The sequence below is a fragment of the Microvirga sp. KLBC 81 genome, assembly GCF_003075415.1.
Lineage (GTDB): Bacteria > Pseudomonadota > Alphaproteobacteria > Rhizobiales > Beijerinckiaceae > Microvirga.
Window position 1 is genome coordinate 166,290 of record NZ_QDAH01000003.1, and the last position, 17,462, is coordinate 183,751.

Here is a 17,462-nt window from a genome sequence, read left to right on the forward strand (position 1 = left end):
ACAAGATTCGGCGGCTAAGTTTTCATGCCGCCGAGCGGCGGTCCGTGTGAGCGCGATAGGAGAGCGCCTCGGCCACATGGATGCGCCGCACACGCTCTTCCCCATCGAGATCGGCAAGTGTCCGGCCCACTTTCAGAACCCGGTGGAAGCCACGTGCGGAAAGACGCATGGCATTGGCGGCATCGCGGATGAGCGACAGCCCATCCGAGTCGGGCTGGGCGACCTCTTCCAGCAAGGCCGGCGGGCAGGCTGCATTGGTGGTGATGCCTTTTTCTCTTAGGGCGGCGTAGCGCTTCTCTTGCAGCTTCCGGGCTGCGGCCACGCGGTGGGCGACCTGGGTCGAGCCCTCTTCCGGCGGTGGCAGGATCAGGTCGGCAGCCGTGACGGCGGGCACTTCGATGGCGAGATCGATGCGATCGAGAAGCGGGCCAGAGAGCCGCGCCTGGTACTGGGCGATGCAGCGTTCGTTCGGCTGACGGCGGCAGACATAGCCGGGCTCCGTCGCCTGGCCGCAACGGCACGGGTTCATCGCCGCAACGAGCTGGAAGCGCGCCGGATAAGTCACCCGGTGATTCGCCCGTGCGATCAGGATCTCTCCCGTCTCCAGGGGCTGGCGCAGCGAATCGAGCACCTGTGGCTGGAACTCGGGCAGCTCGTCGAGGAAGAGAACGCCGTGATGTGCGAGCGAGACCTCGCCGGGTCTGGCATTGGGGCCGCCGCCCACGAGGGCGGCCATGGAGGCGGAATGATGTGGAGCCCTGAAGGGACGTCGGTTTGAGAGCGCGCCATCCGCCAGGAGACCTGCCACCGATTGGACCATGGAAACCTCCAGGAGTTCGCGGGGCGAGAGCGGCGGCAGGATGGAGGGCAGGCGCTGGGCCAGCATCGACTTGCCTGCGCCGGGAGGGCCGCTCATGAGGAGGTTGTGGCCACCGGCTGCTGCGATCTCCAGCGTTCGCTTGGCGCTTTCCTGCCCCTTGATATCGCGCAAGTCCGGTAAGGAGCTTGAGGCGGGCATGATCGCCGGCTCTGGCCGGCCCATGACCTGCGTGCCTTTGAAATGATTGGCGAGCTGAATGAGAGAGCGCGGGGCCAAGATTTCAAGCTCGCTGCTCGCCCAGGCGGCCTCGGAGCCGCACGCTTCGGGGCAGATCAGCCCGTGCTGCCGCTCGACCGCTGCCATGGCGGCCGGCAACACGCCCGCGACGGAGGTGATGGAGCCGTCGAGCGCCAACTCGCCCAGCACGGTAAAGCCGTTGAGGGCATCGCCCGGGATCGCCCCGATGGCAGCCATGACGCCGAGCGCAATGGGGAGGTCGTAGTGACTGCCTTCCTTCGGCAGGTCGGCAGGAGCCAGATTGACGGTGATGCGCTTGGCCGGAAGCGCGAGCCCCGAGGCGATAAGAGCCGAGCGTACCCTCTCTCGGGATTCCGCTACGGCCTTGTCCGGAAGGCCGACGATCATGAAGGCGACGGTGCCGGGAGAGATCTGCACCTGCACGTCGACCGCGCGCGCTTCGATTCCCTCGAAGGCAACAGTGGAAACGCGCATGACCATCAGGCTCAACCTCCCGCAACGGGGCGACATTAGCGCGGCCATTTGAAACGCGATAGTGTTTCGCTCTGGTCAATTCAACGCTGTTCAAACCTTTTGGGGAGGCTGGGGAACCCTCCCGAACTTATGACGTTGAGTCCCACTACTCCGGCAAAGCGGGTGACAGCCGGTTCAGGGGGATAATCCTTTTGTGGGTGGGAAGACGATCATGGCGGGGACCGATGCCATCGTAGTCGATGGCACTGAGCTTTCTCATGTCCCCATGATGATGGGGCGTTTCGGAAATTTCTTGTGGAATTTGCAAGTTCGGCGGGGGCCAGAGTTGTTGACTTGGCGCGACAGGAAGCCAGGTAAAGCGGCTGGATTTCTCACGCGGGCGGATGCCGAGGAGACACGAGTTGAGTGAGGTGAAGCCTTTGCGCATCCTCATCGTCGAAGATGAGTTCCTCATCGCGCTGGAGCTCGAAAGCCTGCTCCAGGATGCAGGGCACGATGTGGTGGGGATTGCGGCCTCGTCCGAGGAAGCCGTTGCGCTCGGCCGTGAACTCGCACCCGATCTCGCCTTCGTGGATATCCACTTGGCCGACGGCCTGACCGGCATCGATGTCGCCCGAAAACTCTCCGACCAGCATCACGTCACCGTCCTGTTCATGACAGCCAACGCCAAGCGCATCCCTGAGGATTTCGCAGGCGCGCGCGGCGTCATCGCCAAGCCTTATACAGAGCGTGGCGTGAAGGAAGCGCTGGCCTATATCACCGCCGAGCAGGCGCAGGAAGCTGCCAGCACCGATCGGATGACATTCATCCCTTTTGACGCGATGAGCCCTGAAGACAGCAGCTCCAAGCGCTCCTGACGAAATCTTCCAGCGCATCGTGGGAACCGAAGGTCCGCGCAGACGATGCTCTAGCGCTGAGCCTTGAGACGATAGAGCGCGTCCAGCGCCTCTCTCGGAGTCATCTGATCGGGATCAAGCGCATCGAGCGCTTCGCGCAAAGTATCCTTCTGGGGGGCTTTGACCGGTTCCGCAAGCACCGGAGCGGCGAAGAGTGGAAGGTCGTCGACAAGCGCCCGCTTCGGGTGCTCGCGGTCCGACTTCTCCAGCTCGCTCAAGATCGTCTTGGCCCGCTCGACGACAGCGCCAGGAAGACCTGCGAGACGCGCGACCTGCAAACCGTAGGAACGGTCTGCGGCACCAGGCACCACCTCGTGCAGGAACACCACTTCGCCGTGCCACTCCGTCACCTTCAGCGTCGCGTTGGCGATGCGTGGCAGACGCTCGGAAAGAGCCGTCAGCTCGTGGAAGTGGGTGGCGAAAAGGGCACGGCAGCGATTGGTTTCGTGCAGGTGTTCGATGGCCGCCCAGGCAATGGACAAGCCGTCGAAGGTGGACGTGCCGCGCCCGATCTCGTCGAGAATGACAAGGGAGCGTGCAGTCGCCTGATTGAGGATGGCGGCCGTCTCCACCATCTCAACCATGAAGGTCGAGCGGCCACGTGCGAGATCGTCGGCGGCGCCCACGCGCGAGAAGAGACGATCGACAACGCCGATATGCGCTTCCTTCGCAGGCACGAAGGAGCCCATCTGTGCGAGCACGACGATGAGCGCGTTTTGGCGCAGATAGGTCGATTTGCCGCCCATGTTCGGGCCGGTGATCAGCAGGATGTGGCCGGCATCCTTGCCCGATAGATCGGAATCGTTGGCGATGAAGGCTGTCCCTTCGCGCTTGAGGGCGGCCTCGACCACTGGATGGCGGCCTTCCTTCACGGTGAAGGTAAGGCTCATGTCGACGACGGGCCGCGTCCAGTCGAGGCGAACGGCAAGATCGGCGAGCGCTGCCGTCACGTCGATCACTGCAATTGCTTCGGCGGCGGAGGCAACATCGCTCGACAGGTCGAGTAACTCCTGCGTCATGGCATCGAACAGGCCGAGCTCGATCTTCAGGGCACGGTCGGCCGCCGACGCGATCTTGGACTCAAGCTCACCCAGCTCCTGTGTCGAGAAGCGCATTGCGCCCGCCATGGTCTGGCGGTGGATGAAGGTGTCCTTCAACGGCTCTTTGAGCAGATCCTCGCCCACATTCTGCGGCACTTCCACGAAGTAGCCGATCATGTGGTTGTGCTTCACGCGCAAGGTGCGGCAGCCGGTGTCGTTGGCGTAGCGCGACTGGAGAGCCGCGATGAAACGGCGTGAATCCTGTTGCAGCACGCGCAGCTCGTCCAGGTTGCTGTCGTAGCCGGCGCGAATGAAGCCGCCATCGCGCTTCAGAAGGGGTAGTTCATCCGCGAGTGCCGCCGCGAGTTTGTCGGCCACATCCGTGCGCAAGGACTGAAGCTTCTGCGCATTTGCCGAGAGCTCCTTCGGCAGATTGGGTGCAATGGCGAGTTCAAGACCGAGCTCGCGCGCTGCGAACAACCCGTCGCGCACGCAAGCCAAGTCGCGCGGTCCGCCGCGCCCGAGGCTCAGGCGGGAGAGGGCGCGCGCCAGATCGGGCGAGCGCTTGAGGATCCGCCGCAGACGCTCGCGCAGATCCGCATTGTCCACGAGGAATTCCACCGCATCCTGACGCTCGCGGATCATGCCCGGGTCGGTGAGGGGGCCTGCCAGACGCTCGGCGAGGCAGCGTGCGCCGCCGGGCGTGACGGTGCAGTCGATGGTGGCCAGCAGGCTGCCGGCGCGTTCGCCGGACAGCGTGCGCGTGAGTTCGAGATTGGCGCGGGTCGCGGCGTCAATGGCTAGTGCTGCGCCTGCATTCTCGCGGGAGGGTGGGTTGAGAACCGGGCGACTGTCGATCTGCGTTTTCTCGATGTAGAACAGCACGCTGCCCGCCGCCGTGATCTCGGCAGGGCCGAAGGAGCCGAAGGCATCGAGCGTCGCGACGCCGAAATATTCCTTCAGCCGTCGTTCGGCGGAGGCCGGATCGAGACCTTCGCGGGACAGAGGCGTGATGGACGCCCTGGTCTCGCGCCAGAAACCTGAAAGTTCGGGATCGTCATGAATGACATCCGGCACCACGATTTCCCGGGGCTCGAAACGGGCGATTTCCGAAGGTAGGCCCAAGGCATCCGTCTCGCTCACCACGAAATGGCCGGTGGAGATATCGACGGCCGCAAGGCCGTAGCACCATTGCGTGTCGGACAGCCGGCGGCGGGCGATAGCGAGCAGGAAATTGGGGCGCCCCGGCTCCAAAAGGCGCTCCTCCGTGATGGTGCCGGGGGTGACGAGGCGCACCACGTCCCGGCGTACGACGGATTTGGAGCCGCGCTTCTTCGCTTCCGCCGGGTCCTCGGTCTGCTCGCAGACCGCCACCCGGTGGCCTAAACCGATGAGGCGCTGGAGATAATCGTCCGCCCGGTCTATGGGCACGCCGCACATAGGGATGTCCTGCCCCTGGTGCTTCCCGCGCTTGGTGAGCACGATGCCGAGCGCCTGGCTTGCGATCTCCGCATCCTCGAAGAACAGCTCGTAGAAGTCCCCCATCCGGTAGAACAGCAGGCTGTCCGGATTGGCGGCCTTGATCTCGATATACTGCGCCATCATGGGCGTGACGCGGCTGTCCTGCGCAGGCTTTTGGCCGGCGGGGGAGGTCTGTTCGGGGTTCTCGGAGGCTTGGTATAGGGCTTGAGACGACATCCGCCTTATGTAGCAAAGCCCGCTTTCCCTTTCACCCGTATCATGGGCGTTGAAGAGAGGGTGTGCACAAGTCTTGAGGCGGAGTGTCCTAGGCCTTAAGGTCGCATCCCCTTCGGAAACGCGCCCCTGCGCCAAAACACGACAGTTCCATGACCGACGAAATGCCCTCGACCCGCCGCAAACGCCCCACCTTCACCGACCAGGAAGCGTTGCAGTTCCATTCCCAAGGCCGGCCCGGCAAGCTCGAGGTAGTGCCGACCAAGCCCATGGCGACCCAGCGGGACTTGTCTCTCGCCTATTCGCCGGGCGTCGCAGTGCCGGTGCTGGCCATTGCGGAAAACCCGTCGCTCGCCTTCGATTACACCACCCGCTCCAACATGGTGGCGGTGATCTCGAATGGCACGGCGATCCTCGGCCTCGGCAACTTGGGCGCCTTGGCCTCCAAGCCGGTGATGGAAGGCAAGTCGGTTCTCTTCAAGCGCTTCGCGGATGTTGATTCCATCGACCTCGAGGTCGATACGGAAGATGCGGACGCCTTCATCAATTGCGTGCGCTATCTCGGTCCGTCCTTCGGCGGCATCAATCTCGAAGACATCAAGGCGCCCGAATGCTTCATCATCGAAGAGCGCCTGCGCGAGCTCATGGATATCCCCGTCTTCCATGACGACCAGCACGGCACCGCGATCATCGCGGCGGCTGGCCTCATCAACGCGCTGCACCTGACGGGCCGCGACATGGCCAAGACCAAGCTCGTGGTGAACGGTGCCGGCGCTGCGGGTATCGCCTGCACCGAGCTTCTGAAGGCCATGGGCTTTGCGCCCAACAACGTGATTCTCTGCGACACGAAGGGCGTGATCTACAAGGGACGTACCGAGGGCATGAACCAGTGGAAGTCCGCGCATGCCGCCGACACGGATGCGCGCACCCTGGCCGACGCCTTGAAGGGGGCCGATGCCGTGTTCGGCCTCTCCGCCAAGGGCGCGTTCACGGATGAGATGGTCCGCTCCATGGCGCCCAATCCGATCATCTTTGCGATGGCCAATCCCGACCCGGAAATCACCCCGGAGGAAGTGGCGCGCATTCGTGATGACGTGATCATCGCCACGGGCCGCTCGGATTATCCGAACCAGGTCAACAATGTCCTTGGGTTCCCCTACATCTTCCGCGGCGCGCTCGATGTGCAGGCGACCACCATCAACATGGAGATGAAGATCGCCGCCGCGCAGGCAATTGCGGAACTCGCGCGCGAGGATGTGCCCGATGAGGTGGCTGCCGCCTATCAGGGCGCACGTCCGCGCTTTGGCCGCGAATACATCATTCCCGTGCCGTTCGATCCCCGGCTGATCCATACCATCCCGATGGCTGTGGCGCAGGCGGCGATGGATACCGGCGTCGCACGTCGTCCTATCGTCGACATGAAGGCCTACAAGGCGCACCTCTCCGCCCGCCGCGACCCGGTGGCCGGCACGCTCAATCGCATCTTCGAGCGCGTGCGCAAGATGCCCAAGCGCGTGGTGTTCGCGGAAGGCGAGGAAGAGAAGGTCATCCGCGCCGCGATCTCCTTCGTCAACCAGGGGCTTGGCCGTGCCATCCTGGTCGGACGCGAGGAGCGGATTTTCGAAACGGCGGCTCATGCCGGCATCGATCTCGAAGGCCGCGAAGGCATCGAGATCCACAATGCGCGGCTGTCCCACCGCAACAGCACCTATGCGCAGTTCCTCTACGAGCGCCTGCAGCGCAAGGGCTATCTGTTCCGCGATTGCCAGCGCATGATCAATCAGGATCGCAACCACTTTGCCGCCTCCATGGTGGCTCTGGGCGATGCGGATGCCATGGTGACGGGTGCGACCCGCAACTATTCCACGGCGCTCACGGACGTGCTTCACGTGATCGATCCCAAGCCCGGCCATCGCGTCATCGGCGTTTCGCTGTGCCTTGCGCGTGGTCGCACGGTTCTCGTGGCGGATACGGCCATTCACGAAATGCCGAGCGCGCAGGAAATCGCTGAAATCGCCATTGAATCCGCAGGCGTCGCTCGTCGTCTCGGCTACGAGCCGCGCGTGGCGCTCCTGTCTTTCTCCACTTTCGGGCATCCCCGTGCCGAGCGCGCGGAGAAGATCCAGGAGGCCGTGCAGATCCTCGATGGCATGCGCGTCGATTTCGAGTACGACGGCGAGATGTCGGCTGACGTGGCGCTCAGTCGCGATCTGATGGCGCAGTATCCGTTCTGCCGCCTCACGGGCCCGGCGAACGTGCTGGTCATGCCCGCTTTCCACTCCGCATCGATCTCGACGAAGATGCTGCAGGAACTCGGCGGCGCCATGGTCATGGGGCCGCTGGTGGTGGGCCTCGACAAGCCGGTGCAGATCGTCTCGCTCGGCGCGACCGACAACGACATCGTCAACATGGCGGCGCTGGCTGCCTACAATATCGGCGGCTGATCGGCTCTACGGAGGATGCGGCGTATGAGAGGCGGGGAGAGGGTCTCTCCGCCGGTCGGGAGTTGCATTCCGTACGCCAATACCGGCGCTGATCTACCCAGGCTTCACAATTGGTACATCAAAGAGGTTATTGAGTTGCCTCATCAGAGGCAGCCGTGCCGATTTGACGAATGGCCAGACGGGGGGCGGAAGGGATAAAGGCCTATTGACCAATCATGAGGGGCAATTGTGAGCGTTCGCCAACCCACCACAATCGTGTTCGACATCGGTAATGTCCTGCTGCGCTGGGACCCGCGCCATCTCTACCGCCAGATCTTCGAGGACGAGGCGGAGATGGAGTGGTTCCTGAGCCATGTCTGCACCCACGACTGGAACGTGGAACAGGATCGCGGCCGGGACTGGGACGAGGCCGTGGCCCTTCTCGTGCAGGATCATCCGAAGCACGAGAGCGCGATCCGCGCCTTCCACGAGCGCTGGACGGAGACCGTGGATGGCGCCTACGAGCAGAACGTGGCCCTGCTTCTGCAACTGCGGGAAGCCGGGGTGCCGAATTACTGCATCACGAACTTTTCGGGCCAGAAGCTTGTCCTGGCAAAGCAGCGCTTTCCGTTCCTGGCTGATTTTGACGGCATCATCGTCTCGGGCGACGAGCGGCTCCTGAAGCCGGACCCTGCCATCTATCACCTCCTCCTCGACCGCTATGGTCTTGAGGCAGGGGATTGCGTGTTCATCGACGACTCGCGGGCCAATATCGAGGCGGCGCGCAATGTGGGCATGCACGCGATCCATTATCCCGACGAGCAGATCGATCTCGCCGCCGAGCTTCGGCGTTATGGCTTCCCGGTCTGACGATCGCTTGCTCTTCGACCCGGCTTGAGCCATCAGGCGGCATGCGCGTTTTCGACACCTCCCTTCCTATCGATGCGGTTCTTGGCCCTCTCACGGCGAGCCTGCGGGCACGTGCCAATGCGGTGCTGGTTGCCCCGCCCGGTGCAGGCAAGACAACGCGCGTGCCGCTCGTGCTGCTCGACGAACCCTGGGTGCAGGGGGATAAGATCATCGTGCTGGAGCCTCGTCGCCTCGCGGCGCGCGCCGCAGCCGAGCGCATGGCGCAGACGCTGGGCGAGCAGGTTGGCGAGACGGTGGGGCTTCGCGTGCGCCTCGGCTCCAGGATCAGCCGTAAGACGCGGGTCGAGGTGGTGACCGAAGGCGTCTTTGCCCGCATGATCCTCGACGATCCGACCCTCGACGGCATTGCTGCCGTGCTCTTCGACGAATTCCACGAGCGTTCGCTCGATGCCGATCTCGGCCTTGCCCTCGCGCTCGATGCGCAGGGAGGTTTGCGCGAGGATCTGCGCCTGCTCGTGATGTCGGCAACGCTCGATGGCGCTCGCGTGGCAAGGCTCCTAAGCGATGCACCTGTCATCGAATCCGAAGGCCGCGCCTATCCGGTCGAAACGCGCTATCTCGGGCGCGATCCCAATCGCCGCATCGAGGAGCAGGTGGCGGACGCCGCCACGCGAGCCTTGCGCGCGGAGGGCGGCTCGATCCTCGTCTTCCTGCCGGGGCAGGGCGAAATCCGCCGCGTCGAGACGCTTCTGCGCGAGCGCATCAGCGATCCCGCCATCGATATCGCACCGCTCTATGGCGCGCTCGATCGGGGTGAGCAGGATCTTGCCGTGAGTCCTGCAAAGCCAGGGCGCCGCAAGGTGGTGCTCGCCACATCCATTGCCGAAACCTCGCTCACGATCGAAGGCGTTCGCGTGGTGATCGATTCCGGTCTCGCGCGTGTGCCGGTCTATGAACCGAATATCGGCCTCACACGGCTTGAAACCATGCGTGTCTCGCGCGCCGCAGCCGATCAGCGCCGTGGCCGCGCGGGCCGTACGGAACCGGGCGTCTGCTATCGCTTGTGGGAGGAGGCAGCGACCGGGGCGCTCGAGCCTTTCGTGCGGCCGGAAATTCTCGCGGCCGATCTTGCACCCTTGCTTCTCGATTGCGCGGCCTGGGGTGTGACCGATCCTTCGACGCTTGCCTTCCTCGATCCTCCTCCGGCTCCGGCCGTGAAGGAGGCACGCACTCTTCTTCAGCAGCTCGAAGCGCTCGATGATGAGGGCCGCATGACGGATACAGGCCGGCGTTTGCGCGACCTGCCTCTGCCGCCGCGCCTCGCACGCATGGTGCTGATGGCAGGCGAAAGCGGGCAGGCCCGCGATGCGGCGGATCTCGCCGCCGTTCTCGTCGAGCGCGGCCTTGGCGGCGATATGGTCGATCTGTCGGAGCGTGTAGAGCGCTTCCGTCGCGACCGCTCGCGCCGTGCGGAAGACATGCGGCGCATGGCTGAAGGCTGGACGAAGGCTCAGACAGGCTCTTCCAAGGGCGAGCCGCGTTCATGGGGTGCACTGCTCACGCTCGCTTATCCGGACCGTCTTGCGAAAGCGCGCGGGAAGCCGGGCGAGTATCTCATGGCCAATGGCCGCGGGGCGTCGCTCGAAGCGCATGAGCGTTTGGCGAAGGAGCCTTATCTCGCCATTGCCGAGATTGCAGGCGGCGCTGCCTCCGCGCGCATTCTCGCGGCCGCGCCGATTGCGATGGAAGAGATCGAGGCTGCTTTCGGGGATCATATCGAGCAGACAGACGAGGTGGCTTTCGACCGTCAGGCCAAGGCGCTGCGGGCGCGTGGCGTGCGCCGTCTCGGGGCGCTCGTGTTCAACGAGCGCCCGCTGAAAGTGCCAGCCACGGAGGAGGCCGCACAAGCGCTTGCCAAAGGTCTCGTGTCCTTGGGGCTCGATGCGCTGCCATGGTCGAAGGCACTGGCGCAATGGCGCGAGCGCGTGATGTTCCTGCGCAAGGCGGAAGGCGAGGAGTGGCCGGATCTCTCCGATGAGGCTTTGACCGAGACGGTGGAGGAATGGCTCGCGCCGCATCTCGTCGGCAAGACGAGCCTCAACGATGTCGGTCCCGATCTCTTGAGCGAGGCGCTGCGCAGCCTCTTGCCATGGAACCTGCAGCGCCGTCTCGATGCCGAGGCACCGACGCATATCGAGGTGCCGACGGGCTCGCAGATCGCCATCGATTATGGCGCGGAGGAGGGGCCGGTCCTCGCCGTGCGCGTGCAGGAACTGTTCGGTCTCGACAAGCATCCCACGATTGCTGCGGGACGCGTGCCGCTGATCCTGCACCTTCTCTCGCCTGCGCAACGGCCGATCCAGATCACCCGCGATCTTCCGGGCTTCTGGCGCGGCTCATGGGCGGCGGTGCGTGCCGATATGCGCGGGCAGTATCCAAAACATTCCTGGCCGGACGATCCGCTCACCGCGCCGCCGACGCGCCGCGCGAAACCGCGCGGGACTTAAATTATTCTTCCGAAGGCACTCCCCTCATGCCGAGGAGCCGCGAAGCGGCGTCTCGAAGGACGATCCAGTGCTCTCTGGAGATGCCTCGCCCTTCGAGACGCTGCGCTCCTCAGGGTGAGGCTATGATGAGAGCTTAATCCCTAAAAGACTTGATCAGCCGTTCCGCCGTGGCACGGTTGAGAGCCATGGGGATGTTGTAGACGAGCGCGAGACGCATCAGCGCCTTCACGTCCACGTCGTGCGGATGGGGCGAGAGCGGATCGACGAAGAAGAACAGCGCGTCGATCTTTCCTTCCGCGATCATCGCGCCGATCTGCTGGTCACCGCCGAGCGGGCCGCTCTTCAGGCGCGTGACAGAAAGAGAAGGGCAGCGCTCCATCACGCGTCCGCCGGTGGTGCCGGTGGCAAAGAGCGTGAAAGGGCGAATGTCATTCTCGAACATGGCGACGAAGTCGGCCATGTCGTCTTTCTTGGCGTCGTGGGCCACAAGCGCCAAAGTCAGCTTCTTCATGAGTGAGGCTCAGTTGCTCCAGCGGTCACGCCACTGCATCTCGCCGGCCAGGCAGTTCGTGGGGGACGCGCTCTGAATGCGGTTGATGAGGGGAGGCTGCTCGGGCATGAGATTGGCGATCTCAAGCAGGATCTTGGTCTTGATAGCATCGATGAACTGGTCGCGTTCTCGAACGGGAACCGTGAAGGCCCCTTGGCCGCCGATCACGCAATCCTTGTAATAGATATCGAGCTCGGGGATGTCGAGATAACCGGGCTTGCGCAGCATGATCGGCAGCCCATTGATGGTGATCCCCTTCGCGAGCGCCTCATCACGTGCCTGCACCACGCCTCGGCCCTGGTTGTTAGGGCCATCTCCTGAGATATCGATGACTTGCCGCGTGGCCTGGACGTCGCTGTCGTCAAGCAGCTTCACGCTGAAATCGATGGCGCCGGAAATCGAGGTGCGCTGCGCGCGCCTCAAAGGAGTCGAGGCGACCTTGTCCGCGAAGGCCATCAGGCTCTCTGGGTTGTCGAGAATGGTCCAGGGTACGATCACCTTCTGGTCCGGCGATCCGGCCCATTCCATGTAGGTGACCGCGATCTTGCCCAGCATGCCGCTGCGGATGGCGTCGTGAACCTGCGAAGAGCGGAAGGCTTGCGCGAAGCCCTCTCGCTGCAGGGCCTGCTCGTCCGTATCCATGGAAAAGGAGATATCGACGGCGATCACGAGGGCGAGGTCGACCTCGGTTTCGGCCCGGGCCGGCGGAGCAAGACAGCTCCACAGCAGGACGAGTCCTGCTGCCAGATGGGTAAGGCCTAAGCGAACCATCGAATGCTCCTTAAGCGGAGGCGGACTGGTTCGTTCAGTGTGCCAGCTTCTGAAGCTGACGCAAGGTCACGTTTTGGTTAAGCAACCTTGGCTTTGACAAGGTCGAGAGCCGCCTGGAAGGCCGCCTCGGCATCGAGATGCGTCGTATCGAGGATGATCGCATCTGCCGCGGGCTTCAGGGGAGCAGTCGCTCGATTCATGTCACGCTCGTCGCGGCGGCGGATATCCTCGAGAATGGTCGCGTATTCCGTCTGCTCGCCTCTCTTCAGGAGCTCGAGGTGGCGGCGGCGGGCGCGCTCCTCGGGGGCGGCCGTAATGAAGAGCTTCACGTCTGCGTGAGGGCAGACCACGGTGCCGATATCCCGCCCGTCGAGCACGGCTCCGGGGGGCTGCTCGGCGAACTGACGCTGGAAGGCGAGGAGCGCGTCGCGAACCGGCTGGTAGCCGGAAACGACCGAGGCGGCCTCGCCTATCTGGGCGCCCCGCAGGCGCGGATCGTCGAGGTGGGTCACATCAAGATTGAGCGCCACCTCATGGGCTGCGTCCCGCTCGGCCAGGGCGATCTCCCGGTCGAGCATCACACGCGCGACGGCTCGGTAGAGAAGGCCCGTGTCGAGATGCGCGAAGCCGAAATGCTCCGAGAGGCGCTTGCCCAAGGTTCCCTTGCCCGAGGCGGCGGGGCCGTCAATCGCGATGATCATGCCGGCCTAGTCCTGAATTGTGGCGCCGAGTTCGCGCATGAGCGGGATGAAAGTGGGGAAGCTGGTCATGATCATGGCGCCATCGTCCACCGTCACCGGCTCCTGCGTGGCAAGGCCCATCACGAGGAAGGACATGGCAATGCGATGATCGAGATGAGTCGCAACCGGATTGCCGCCGCCGCGCACCGTCTTGGAACCATGGACGATCAGGTCGTCGCCCTGGATTTCATGCTCCACGCCCGCTTCGGCGAGGCCCGCCGCCACGGCGGCCAGACGGTCCGATTCCTTCACGCGCAGCTCGTGGAGGCCCTGCATGCGGGTGGTGCCCTCGGCAAAGGAGGCGGCGACCGCGAGGATCGGGTATTCGTCGATCATGGCCGGAGCCCGACCTTGGGAAACCGTGACGCCGGTGAGCTTGCTGTGGCGCACGCGCAGGTCCGCCACGGTCTCACCGCCCTCGTCGCGCTCGTTCAGCCGCTCGATCGAGGCGCCCATTTCCAGAAGGGTTGTGATGAGGCCGGTGCGCAGAGGGTTCATCATCACGCCTTCAAGGACAACATCCGAGCCGGGGGTGATGAGTGCCGCCACCAGCGGGAAGGCGGCGGAGGAGGGGTCGGTCGGCACCACGATGTCCGTGCCGCGAAGCTCCGGCTGGCCCTGGAGGGTGATGGCGCGGCCATCGACGCCGTGGGGCTTCACCTCAACCGTTGCGCCGAAATGGCGCAGCATCCGCTCCGTGTGATCGCGGGTCGCCTCGCGCTCGATCACGGTGGTGCGGCCGGGGGAGTTGAGGCCAGCCAGCAGGATGGCCGACTTGATCTGGGCCGAAGCCGCCGGAGTCTCATAGGTGATCGGGATCGTTTCCTTGGGCCCGCGCAGGGTCAGGGGGACGCGGCCGCCTTCGGCTTCGCTCACGACCGTCACGCCCATCTGCACGAGCGGATCGAGAATGCGGCGCATGGGGCGCTTGCGGAGAGAGGCATCGCCGTCAAAGGTCGTGGTGATGGGGTGGCTGCCGGCCACGCCCATCATGAGGCGTGAACCCGTGCCTGCATTGCCGAAATCAAGGATGTCCTTGGGCTCGACGAGGCCGCCGATGCCCACGCCCTTCACCCGCCAGCGGCCCGGGGCGTCCCGATCGATGATGGCGCCAAGGGCCCGGCAGGCTGCCGCCGTGCGCAGCACGTCATCGCCTTCCAGAAGCCCCTCGACGCGCGTCTCGCCAATGGAAAGGAGCCCAAAGATCATGGAGCGGTGGGAAATGGACTTGTCGCCGGGAACGCGGATGCGCCCTTTCAGGGCATTTCCAGACCTGCTGGAGACGGGGGAGGCAGGGCCATGCGCGTGCGACATTGTCTTAGTTCCTTGAGCCTTCTCTTCGAGGCGGGCTCTAACACGGTCATTTCGCGCCGTCACGCGCAAGGTGGCAGGGGGTAGCCCCTTCTATGCAATTTCCTATTTGACAAGGCCTCCCCTCATGACTAACGGGAGCGTTCCCAACCATCCACTCTAGAGGCAATCACCCGTGGCCAAACCGGAACTCGGCTTGAAGCGCCAGTGCATGAGCTGCGGCGCGAAATTCTACGATCTCAACAGGGACCCGGCGGTCTGCCCGAAATGCGGCACCGTCTTCCAGGCTGTGGCCCTGAGCCGCGCCGCTGCGCCCGCGGTCGCTCGCTCCTCCGATGATGACGAGGATACCGAGCTGGAAAACGCCGGGCCGGAGATGGTCTCCCTCGATGAGGTCGAGGCCGGCGAGAACGAAAAGGATATCCCGGTCGATGACGATATCGACGTGGGCGACGACGACACCGACGACACCTTCCTCGAGGACGAGGAAGAGGGCGACGATGACGTGTCGGATCTGATCGATAGCGATCTGGAAGACGACGAAGAGGCTTGAACCTCGTCGAATAGACGACTATAGAGACGCCGCTGCATCTAGCAGTGACCCGCTGCGGTGCCCCAAACACCGCGGACTTCGATGGGGCCATAGCTCAGCTGGGAGAGCGCTTGCATGGCATGCAAGAGGTCGGCGGTTCGATCCCGCCTGGCTCCACCAAATTTTCTTCAAAAAGGCCGCCCTCTCGGGCGGCTTTTTTGTTGTTTCGCTTTATTTTGTGCGGTGCATCAGCCCTTTGTCTCATGGAAAGGGCGGCGATCTTCATTTTTAGTCGCTTCGCCTTAAGCTAAGGCAAGGATGTTCACTCCACGAAAGCGGGAACAATGACGCGCGTCCAGACGAACGGCCTCCAGGTTGCACCAGTTCTTCATGATTTCATCGAGCGGGAGGCCTTGAACGGCACAGGCGTATCCGCCGATGTCTTCTGGGAGGGGCTGGCCGGTCTCGTAAAGGAATTCGCCCCGCGCGACCGCGCGCTTCTCGCCGTTCGCGACAAGATCCAAGCGCAGATCGACGATTATCACCGCGCCCGGGCCGACAAGGCGTTCGATCAGGCCGATTACGAGCGCTTCCTGCGCGACATCGGCTACGTGCTGCCGGAGCCCGAGGACTTCTCGGTCAAGACGCAGAACGTGGACGACGAGATCGCCCGCATCGCCGGTCCCCAGCTGGTGGTTCCGGTATCCAACGCCCGCTATGCGCTGAATGCCGCCAATGCCCGCTGGGGCAGCCTCTACGATGCCCTCTATGGCACGGATGCGATCCCGGAGGAGGGCGGTGCCACCCGCTCCGGCGGCTACAACAAGGTGCGTGGCGCCAGGGTGGTGGCCCGCGCCCGCGAGCTCCTCGACCAGGCGGCTCCGCTGGCCCAGGGCAGCCACAAGGATGCCGTCGCCTATGCGCTTCAGGGCGGTGCTCTCGTCGTGAAGCTCCAGGACGGCAGCGAGACGGGCCTGAAGGATGCGGCTCAGCTGGCCGGCTACCAGGGCGAGGCGGCGAGCCCCTCCGCCGTGCTGCTCGCCCACAACAACCTGCATATCGAGATCAGGATCGATCGCTCGAACCCGATCGGCGCGGACGATCCGGCGGGGGTGGCGGATCTCGTGATCGAATCGGCCGTTTCCACCATCATGGACCTGGAGGATTCAGTCGCGGCGGTGGATGCGGAGGACAAGGTGCAGGTCTACCGCACCTGGCTCGGTCTGATGAAGGGCGACCTCGTCGAGAACTTCGAGAAGGGTGGGCGCACCATCGAGCGCAAGCTCAATCCGGATCGCGTCTATACCGCGCCGAATGGCGGTGAGGTGCGCCTGCACGGCCGCAGCCTCATGCTGGTGCGCAATGTGGGCCACCACATGTTCACCGATGCGGTGCTGGACGAGGCAGGCGAGGAGATCCCTGAGACGATCCTCGACGCTGCCGTCACCTCGCTCATCGCGATCCACGATCTGAAGGGTACGGGTTCGCTCCGCAACAGCCGCGCGGGCTCGGTCTATATCGTCAAGCCCAAGATGCACGGACCCGACGAGGTGGCTTTCGCCAGCGATCTGTTCGGCGCCGTCGAGGACATGCTGGGGCTTGCCCGCAACACGCTCAAGATGGGCATCATGGACGAGGAGCGCCGCACCACAATCAACCTCAAGGCCTGCATCAAGGCAGCCGCCGAGCGCATCGTGTTCATCAACACGGGCTTTCTCGACCGCACCGGCGACGAGATCCACACCTCGATGGAAGCCGGCCCCATGATCCGCAAGAACGACATGAAGGCGACGGCCTGGATCAAGGCCTACGAGGACAACAACGTGGATGTGGGTCTCGCCTGCGGCCTGCCTGGCCATGCGCAGATCGGCAAGGGCATGTGGGCCGCGCCCGACAAGATGGCGGACATGCTGGCGCAGAAGATCGGTCATCCGCAGGCGGGTGCGAACACCGCCTGGGTGCCGTCGCCGACCGCCGCGACGCTCCACGCGCTGCACTATCATCAGGTCAACGTGCAGGCGCGCCAGGCTGAGCTGAAAAGCCGTCCGCGCGCGAAGCTCTCCGACATCCTCACCATTCCGGTGTCGCAATCGAACTGGGCGCCGGATGCGGTGCAGCAGGAACTCGACAACAACTGCCAGGGCATCCTCGGCTACGTGGTGCGCTGGATCGATCAGGGCGTCGGCTGCTCGAAGGTACCGGACATTCACGATGTCGGCCTGATGGAAGATCGCGCGACTTTGCGCATCTCCAGCCAGCACCTCGCCAACTGGCTGCGCCACGGCATCGTCACGCAGGACCAGGTGATGCAGACCCTGCGCCGCATGGCTCAAGTTGTGGACCGGCAGAATGCGGGCGATCCGCTCTACCGGCCGATGGCGCCGGGCTTCAGCGGTCCGGCCTTCCAGGCGGCCTGCGATCTCATCTTCAAGGGTGTCGAGCAGCATAACGGCTACACCGAGTGGGTTCTCCACGCGCGCCGCCGCGAGGCGAAAGCCTTGGGCGCAGCGGATCGCTCGGAGGAGAGCGGCGTCAGAACCAGGTAAGAGGGAACGGGGCGCCGAATTGGCGCCTC

The 17,462-nt window shown here is 64.2% G+C and carries 12 protein-coding genes and 1 tRNA gene; 7 read left to right on the forward strand and 6 right to left on the reverse strand.

What is annotated here, in order from left to right:
* Positions 1 to 22 precede the first annotated feature (22 nt).
* Entirely contained in the window at positions 23 to 1,558 is a 1,536-nt protein-coding gene (locus tag DC522_RS03610; protein ID WP_116527333.1) for a YifB family Mg chelatase-like AAA ATPase, read from the reverse strand.
* Between the two features lie 395 nt (positions 1,559 to 1,953).
* Here DC522_RS03610 and DC522_RS03620 point away from each other — a divergent pair, with 395 nt between their 5' ends.
* The gene (locus DC522_RS03620; protein WP_116527335.1) at positions 1,954 to 2,409 is read left to right on the forward strand and encodes a response regulator; all 456 of its coding nucleotides are present in this window, start codon (positions 1,954 to 1,956) and stop codon (positions 2,407 to 2,409) included.
* Between the two features lie 50 nt (positions 2,410 to 2,459).
* Here DC522_RS03620 and mutS read toward each other — a convergent pair whose 3' ends face one another.
* Complete coding sequence (gene mutS / locus DC522_RS03625) at positions 2,460 to 5,186, reverse strand: DNA mismatch repair protein MutS (RefSeq protein ID WP_116527336.1); 2,727 nt, start codon at positions 5,184 to 5,186, stop codon at positions 2,460 to 2,462.
* A 149-nt stretch (positions 5,187 to 5,335) separates the two neighbouring features.
* Between mutS and DC522_RS03630 the strand changes: the two genes are divergently transcribed.
* The 3 genes from DC522_RS03630 to hrpB all read left to right on the forward strand — a co-directional run bounded on the left by DC522_RS03630 (position 5,336) and on the right by hrpB (position 10,983).
* Entirely contained in the window at positions 5,336 to 7,627 is a 2,292-nt protein-coding gene (locus tag DC522_RS03630) for an NADP-dependent malic enzyme (protein ID WP_116527337.1), read from the forward strand.
* A 228-nt stretch (positions 7,628 to 7,855) separates the two neighbouring features.
* On the forward strand, positions 7,856 to 8,476 hold the full coding sequence (locus DC522_RS03635) for an HAD family phosphatase (protein WP_116527338.1): 621 nt from the start codon (positions 7,856 to 7,858) through the stop codon (positions 8,474 to 8,476).
* Positions 8,477 to 8,517: 41 nt separating this feature from the next.
* Positions 8,518 to 10,983 carry an ATP-dependent helicase HrpB gene (hrpB, locus tag DC522_RS03640; RefSeq protein ID WP_116527339.1) on the forward strand — a complete coding sequence of 822 codons (2,466 nt, stop codon included), beginning with the start codon at positions 8,518 to 8,520 and terminating at the stop codon, positions 10,981 to 10,983.
* A 133-nt stretch (positions 10,984 to 11,116) separates the two neighbouring features.
* Here the strand turns inward: hrpB and DC522_RS03645 are convergent, their stop codons facing one another.
* From DC522_RS03645 to aroA, 4 genes are all read right to left on the reverse strand, one after another.
* Positions 11,117 to 11,494: a methylglyoxal synthase gene (locus DC522_RS03645; RefSeq protein ID WP_116527340.1), complete on the reverse strand. Its 378-nt coding sequence runs from the start codon at positions 11,492 to 11,494 to the stop codon at positions 11,117 to 11,119.
* Between the two features lie 9 nt (positions 11,495 to 11,503).
* A complete protein-coding gene (locus DC522_RS03650; protein ID WP_116527341.1) occupies positions 11,504 to 12,304 on the reverse strand; it encodes a DUF1194 domain-containing protein in 801 nt (266 codons plus the stop codon).
* 77 nt (positions 12,305 to 12,381) lie between these two features.
* Positions 12,382 to 13,005 carry a (d)CMP kinase gene (gene cmk / locus DC522_RS03655; RefSeq protein WP_116527342.1) on the reverse strand — a complete coding sequence of 208 codons (624 nt, stop codon included), beginning with the start codon at positions 13,003 to 13,005 and terminating at the stop codon, positions 12,382 to 12,384.
* Between the two features lie 6 nt (positions 13,006 to 13,011).
* Entirely contained in the window at positions 13,012 to 14,358 is a 1,347-nt protein-coding gene (aroA, locus tag DC522_RS03660) for a 3-phosphoshikimate 1-carboxyvinyltransferase (protein ID WP_116527343.1), read from the reverse strand.
* A 172-nt stretch (positions 14,359 to 14,530) separates the two neighbouring features.
* Here aroA and DC522_RS03665 point away from each other — a divergent pair, with 172 nt between their 5' ends.
* The 3 genes from DC522_RS03665 to DC522_RS03675 all read left to right on the forward strand — a co-directional run bounded on the left by DC522_RS03665 (position 14,531) and on the right by DC522_RS03675 (position 17,433).
* Positions 14,531 to 14,908 carry a TIGR02300 family protein gene (locus DC522_RS03665; RefSeq protein ID WP_116527344.1) on the forward strand — a complete coding sequence of 126 codons (378 nt, stop codon included), beginning with the start codon at positions 14,531 to 14,533 and terminating at the stop codon, positions 14,906 to 14,908.
* A gap of 83 nt (positions 14,909 to 14,991) precedes the next feature.
* Positions 14,992 to 15,067, forward strand: a tRNA-Ala gene (locus tag DC522_RS03670).
* A 164-nt stretch (positions 15,068 to 15,231) separates the two neighbouring features.
* Positions 15,232 to 17,433 carry a malate synthase G gene (locus DC522_RS03675; RefSeq protein WP_116527345.1) on the forward strand — a complete coding sequence of 734 codons (2,202 nt, stop codon included), beginning with the start codon at positions 15,232 to 15,234 and terminating at the stop codon, positions 17,431 to 17,433.
* Positions 17,434 to 17,462: the final 29 nt, after the last annotated feature.

Excerpts from the sequence above, each read along its gene's own strand:
- DC522_RS03610 (WP_116527333.1), bottom strand. The coding sequence starts at position 1,558 with ATGGTCATGCGCGTTTCCACTGTTGCCTTCGAGGGAATCGAAGCGCGC.
- mutS (WP_116527336.1), bottom strand. The coding sequence starts at position 5,186 with ATGTCGTCTCAAGCCCTATACCAAGCCTCCGAGAACCCCGAACAGACC.
- DC522_RS03630 (WP_116527337.1), top strand. The coding sequence starts at position 5,336 with ATGACCGACGAAATGCCCTCGACCCGCCGCAAACGCCCCACCTTCACC.
- hrpB (WP_116527339.1), top strand. The coding sequence starts at position 8,518 with ATGCGCGTTTTCGACACCTCCCTTCCTATCGATGCGGTTCTTGGCCCT.
- DC522_RS03645 (WP_116527340.1), bottom strand. The coding sequence starts at position 11,494 with ATGAAGAAGCTGACTTTGGCGCTTGTGGCCCACGACGCCAAGAAAGAC.
- DC522_RS03650 (WP_116527341.1), bottom strand. The coding sequence starts at position 12,304 with ATGGTTCGCTTAGGCCTTACCCATCTGGCAGCAGGACTCGTCCTGCTG.
- cmk (WP_116527342.1), bottom strand. The coding sequence starts at position 13,005 with ATGATCATCGCGATTGACGGCCCCGCCGCCTCGGGCAAGGGAACCTTG.
- aroA (WP_116527343.1), bottom strand. The coding sequence starts at position 14,358 with ATGTCGCACGCGCATGGCCCTGCCTCCCCCGTCTCCAGCAGGTCTGGA.
- DC522_RS03675 (WP_116527345.1), top strand. The coding sequence starts at position 15,232 with ATGACGCGCGTCCAGACGAACGGCCTCCAGGTTGCACCAGTTCTTCAT.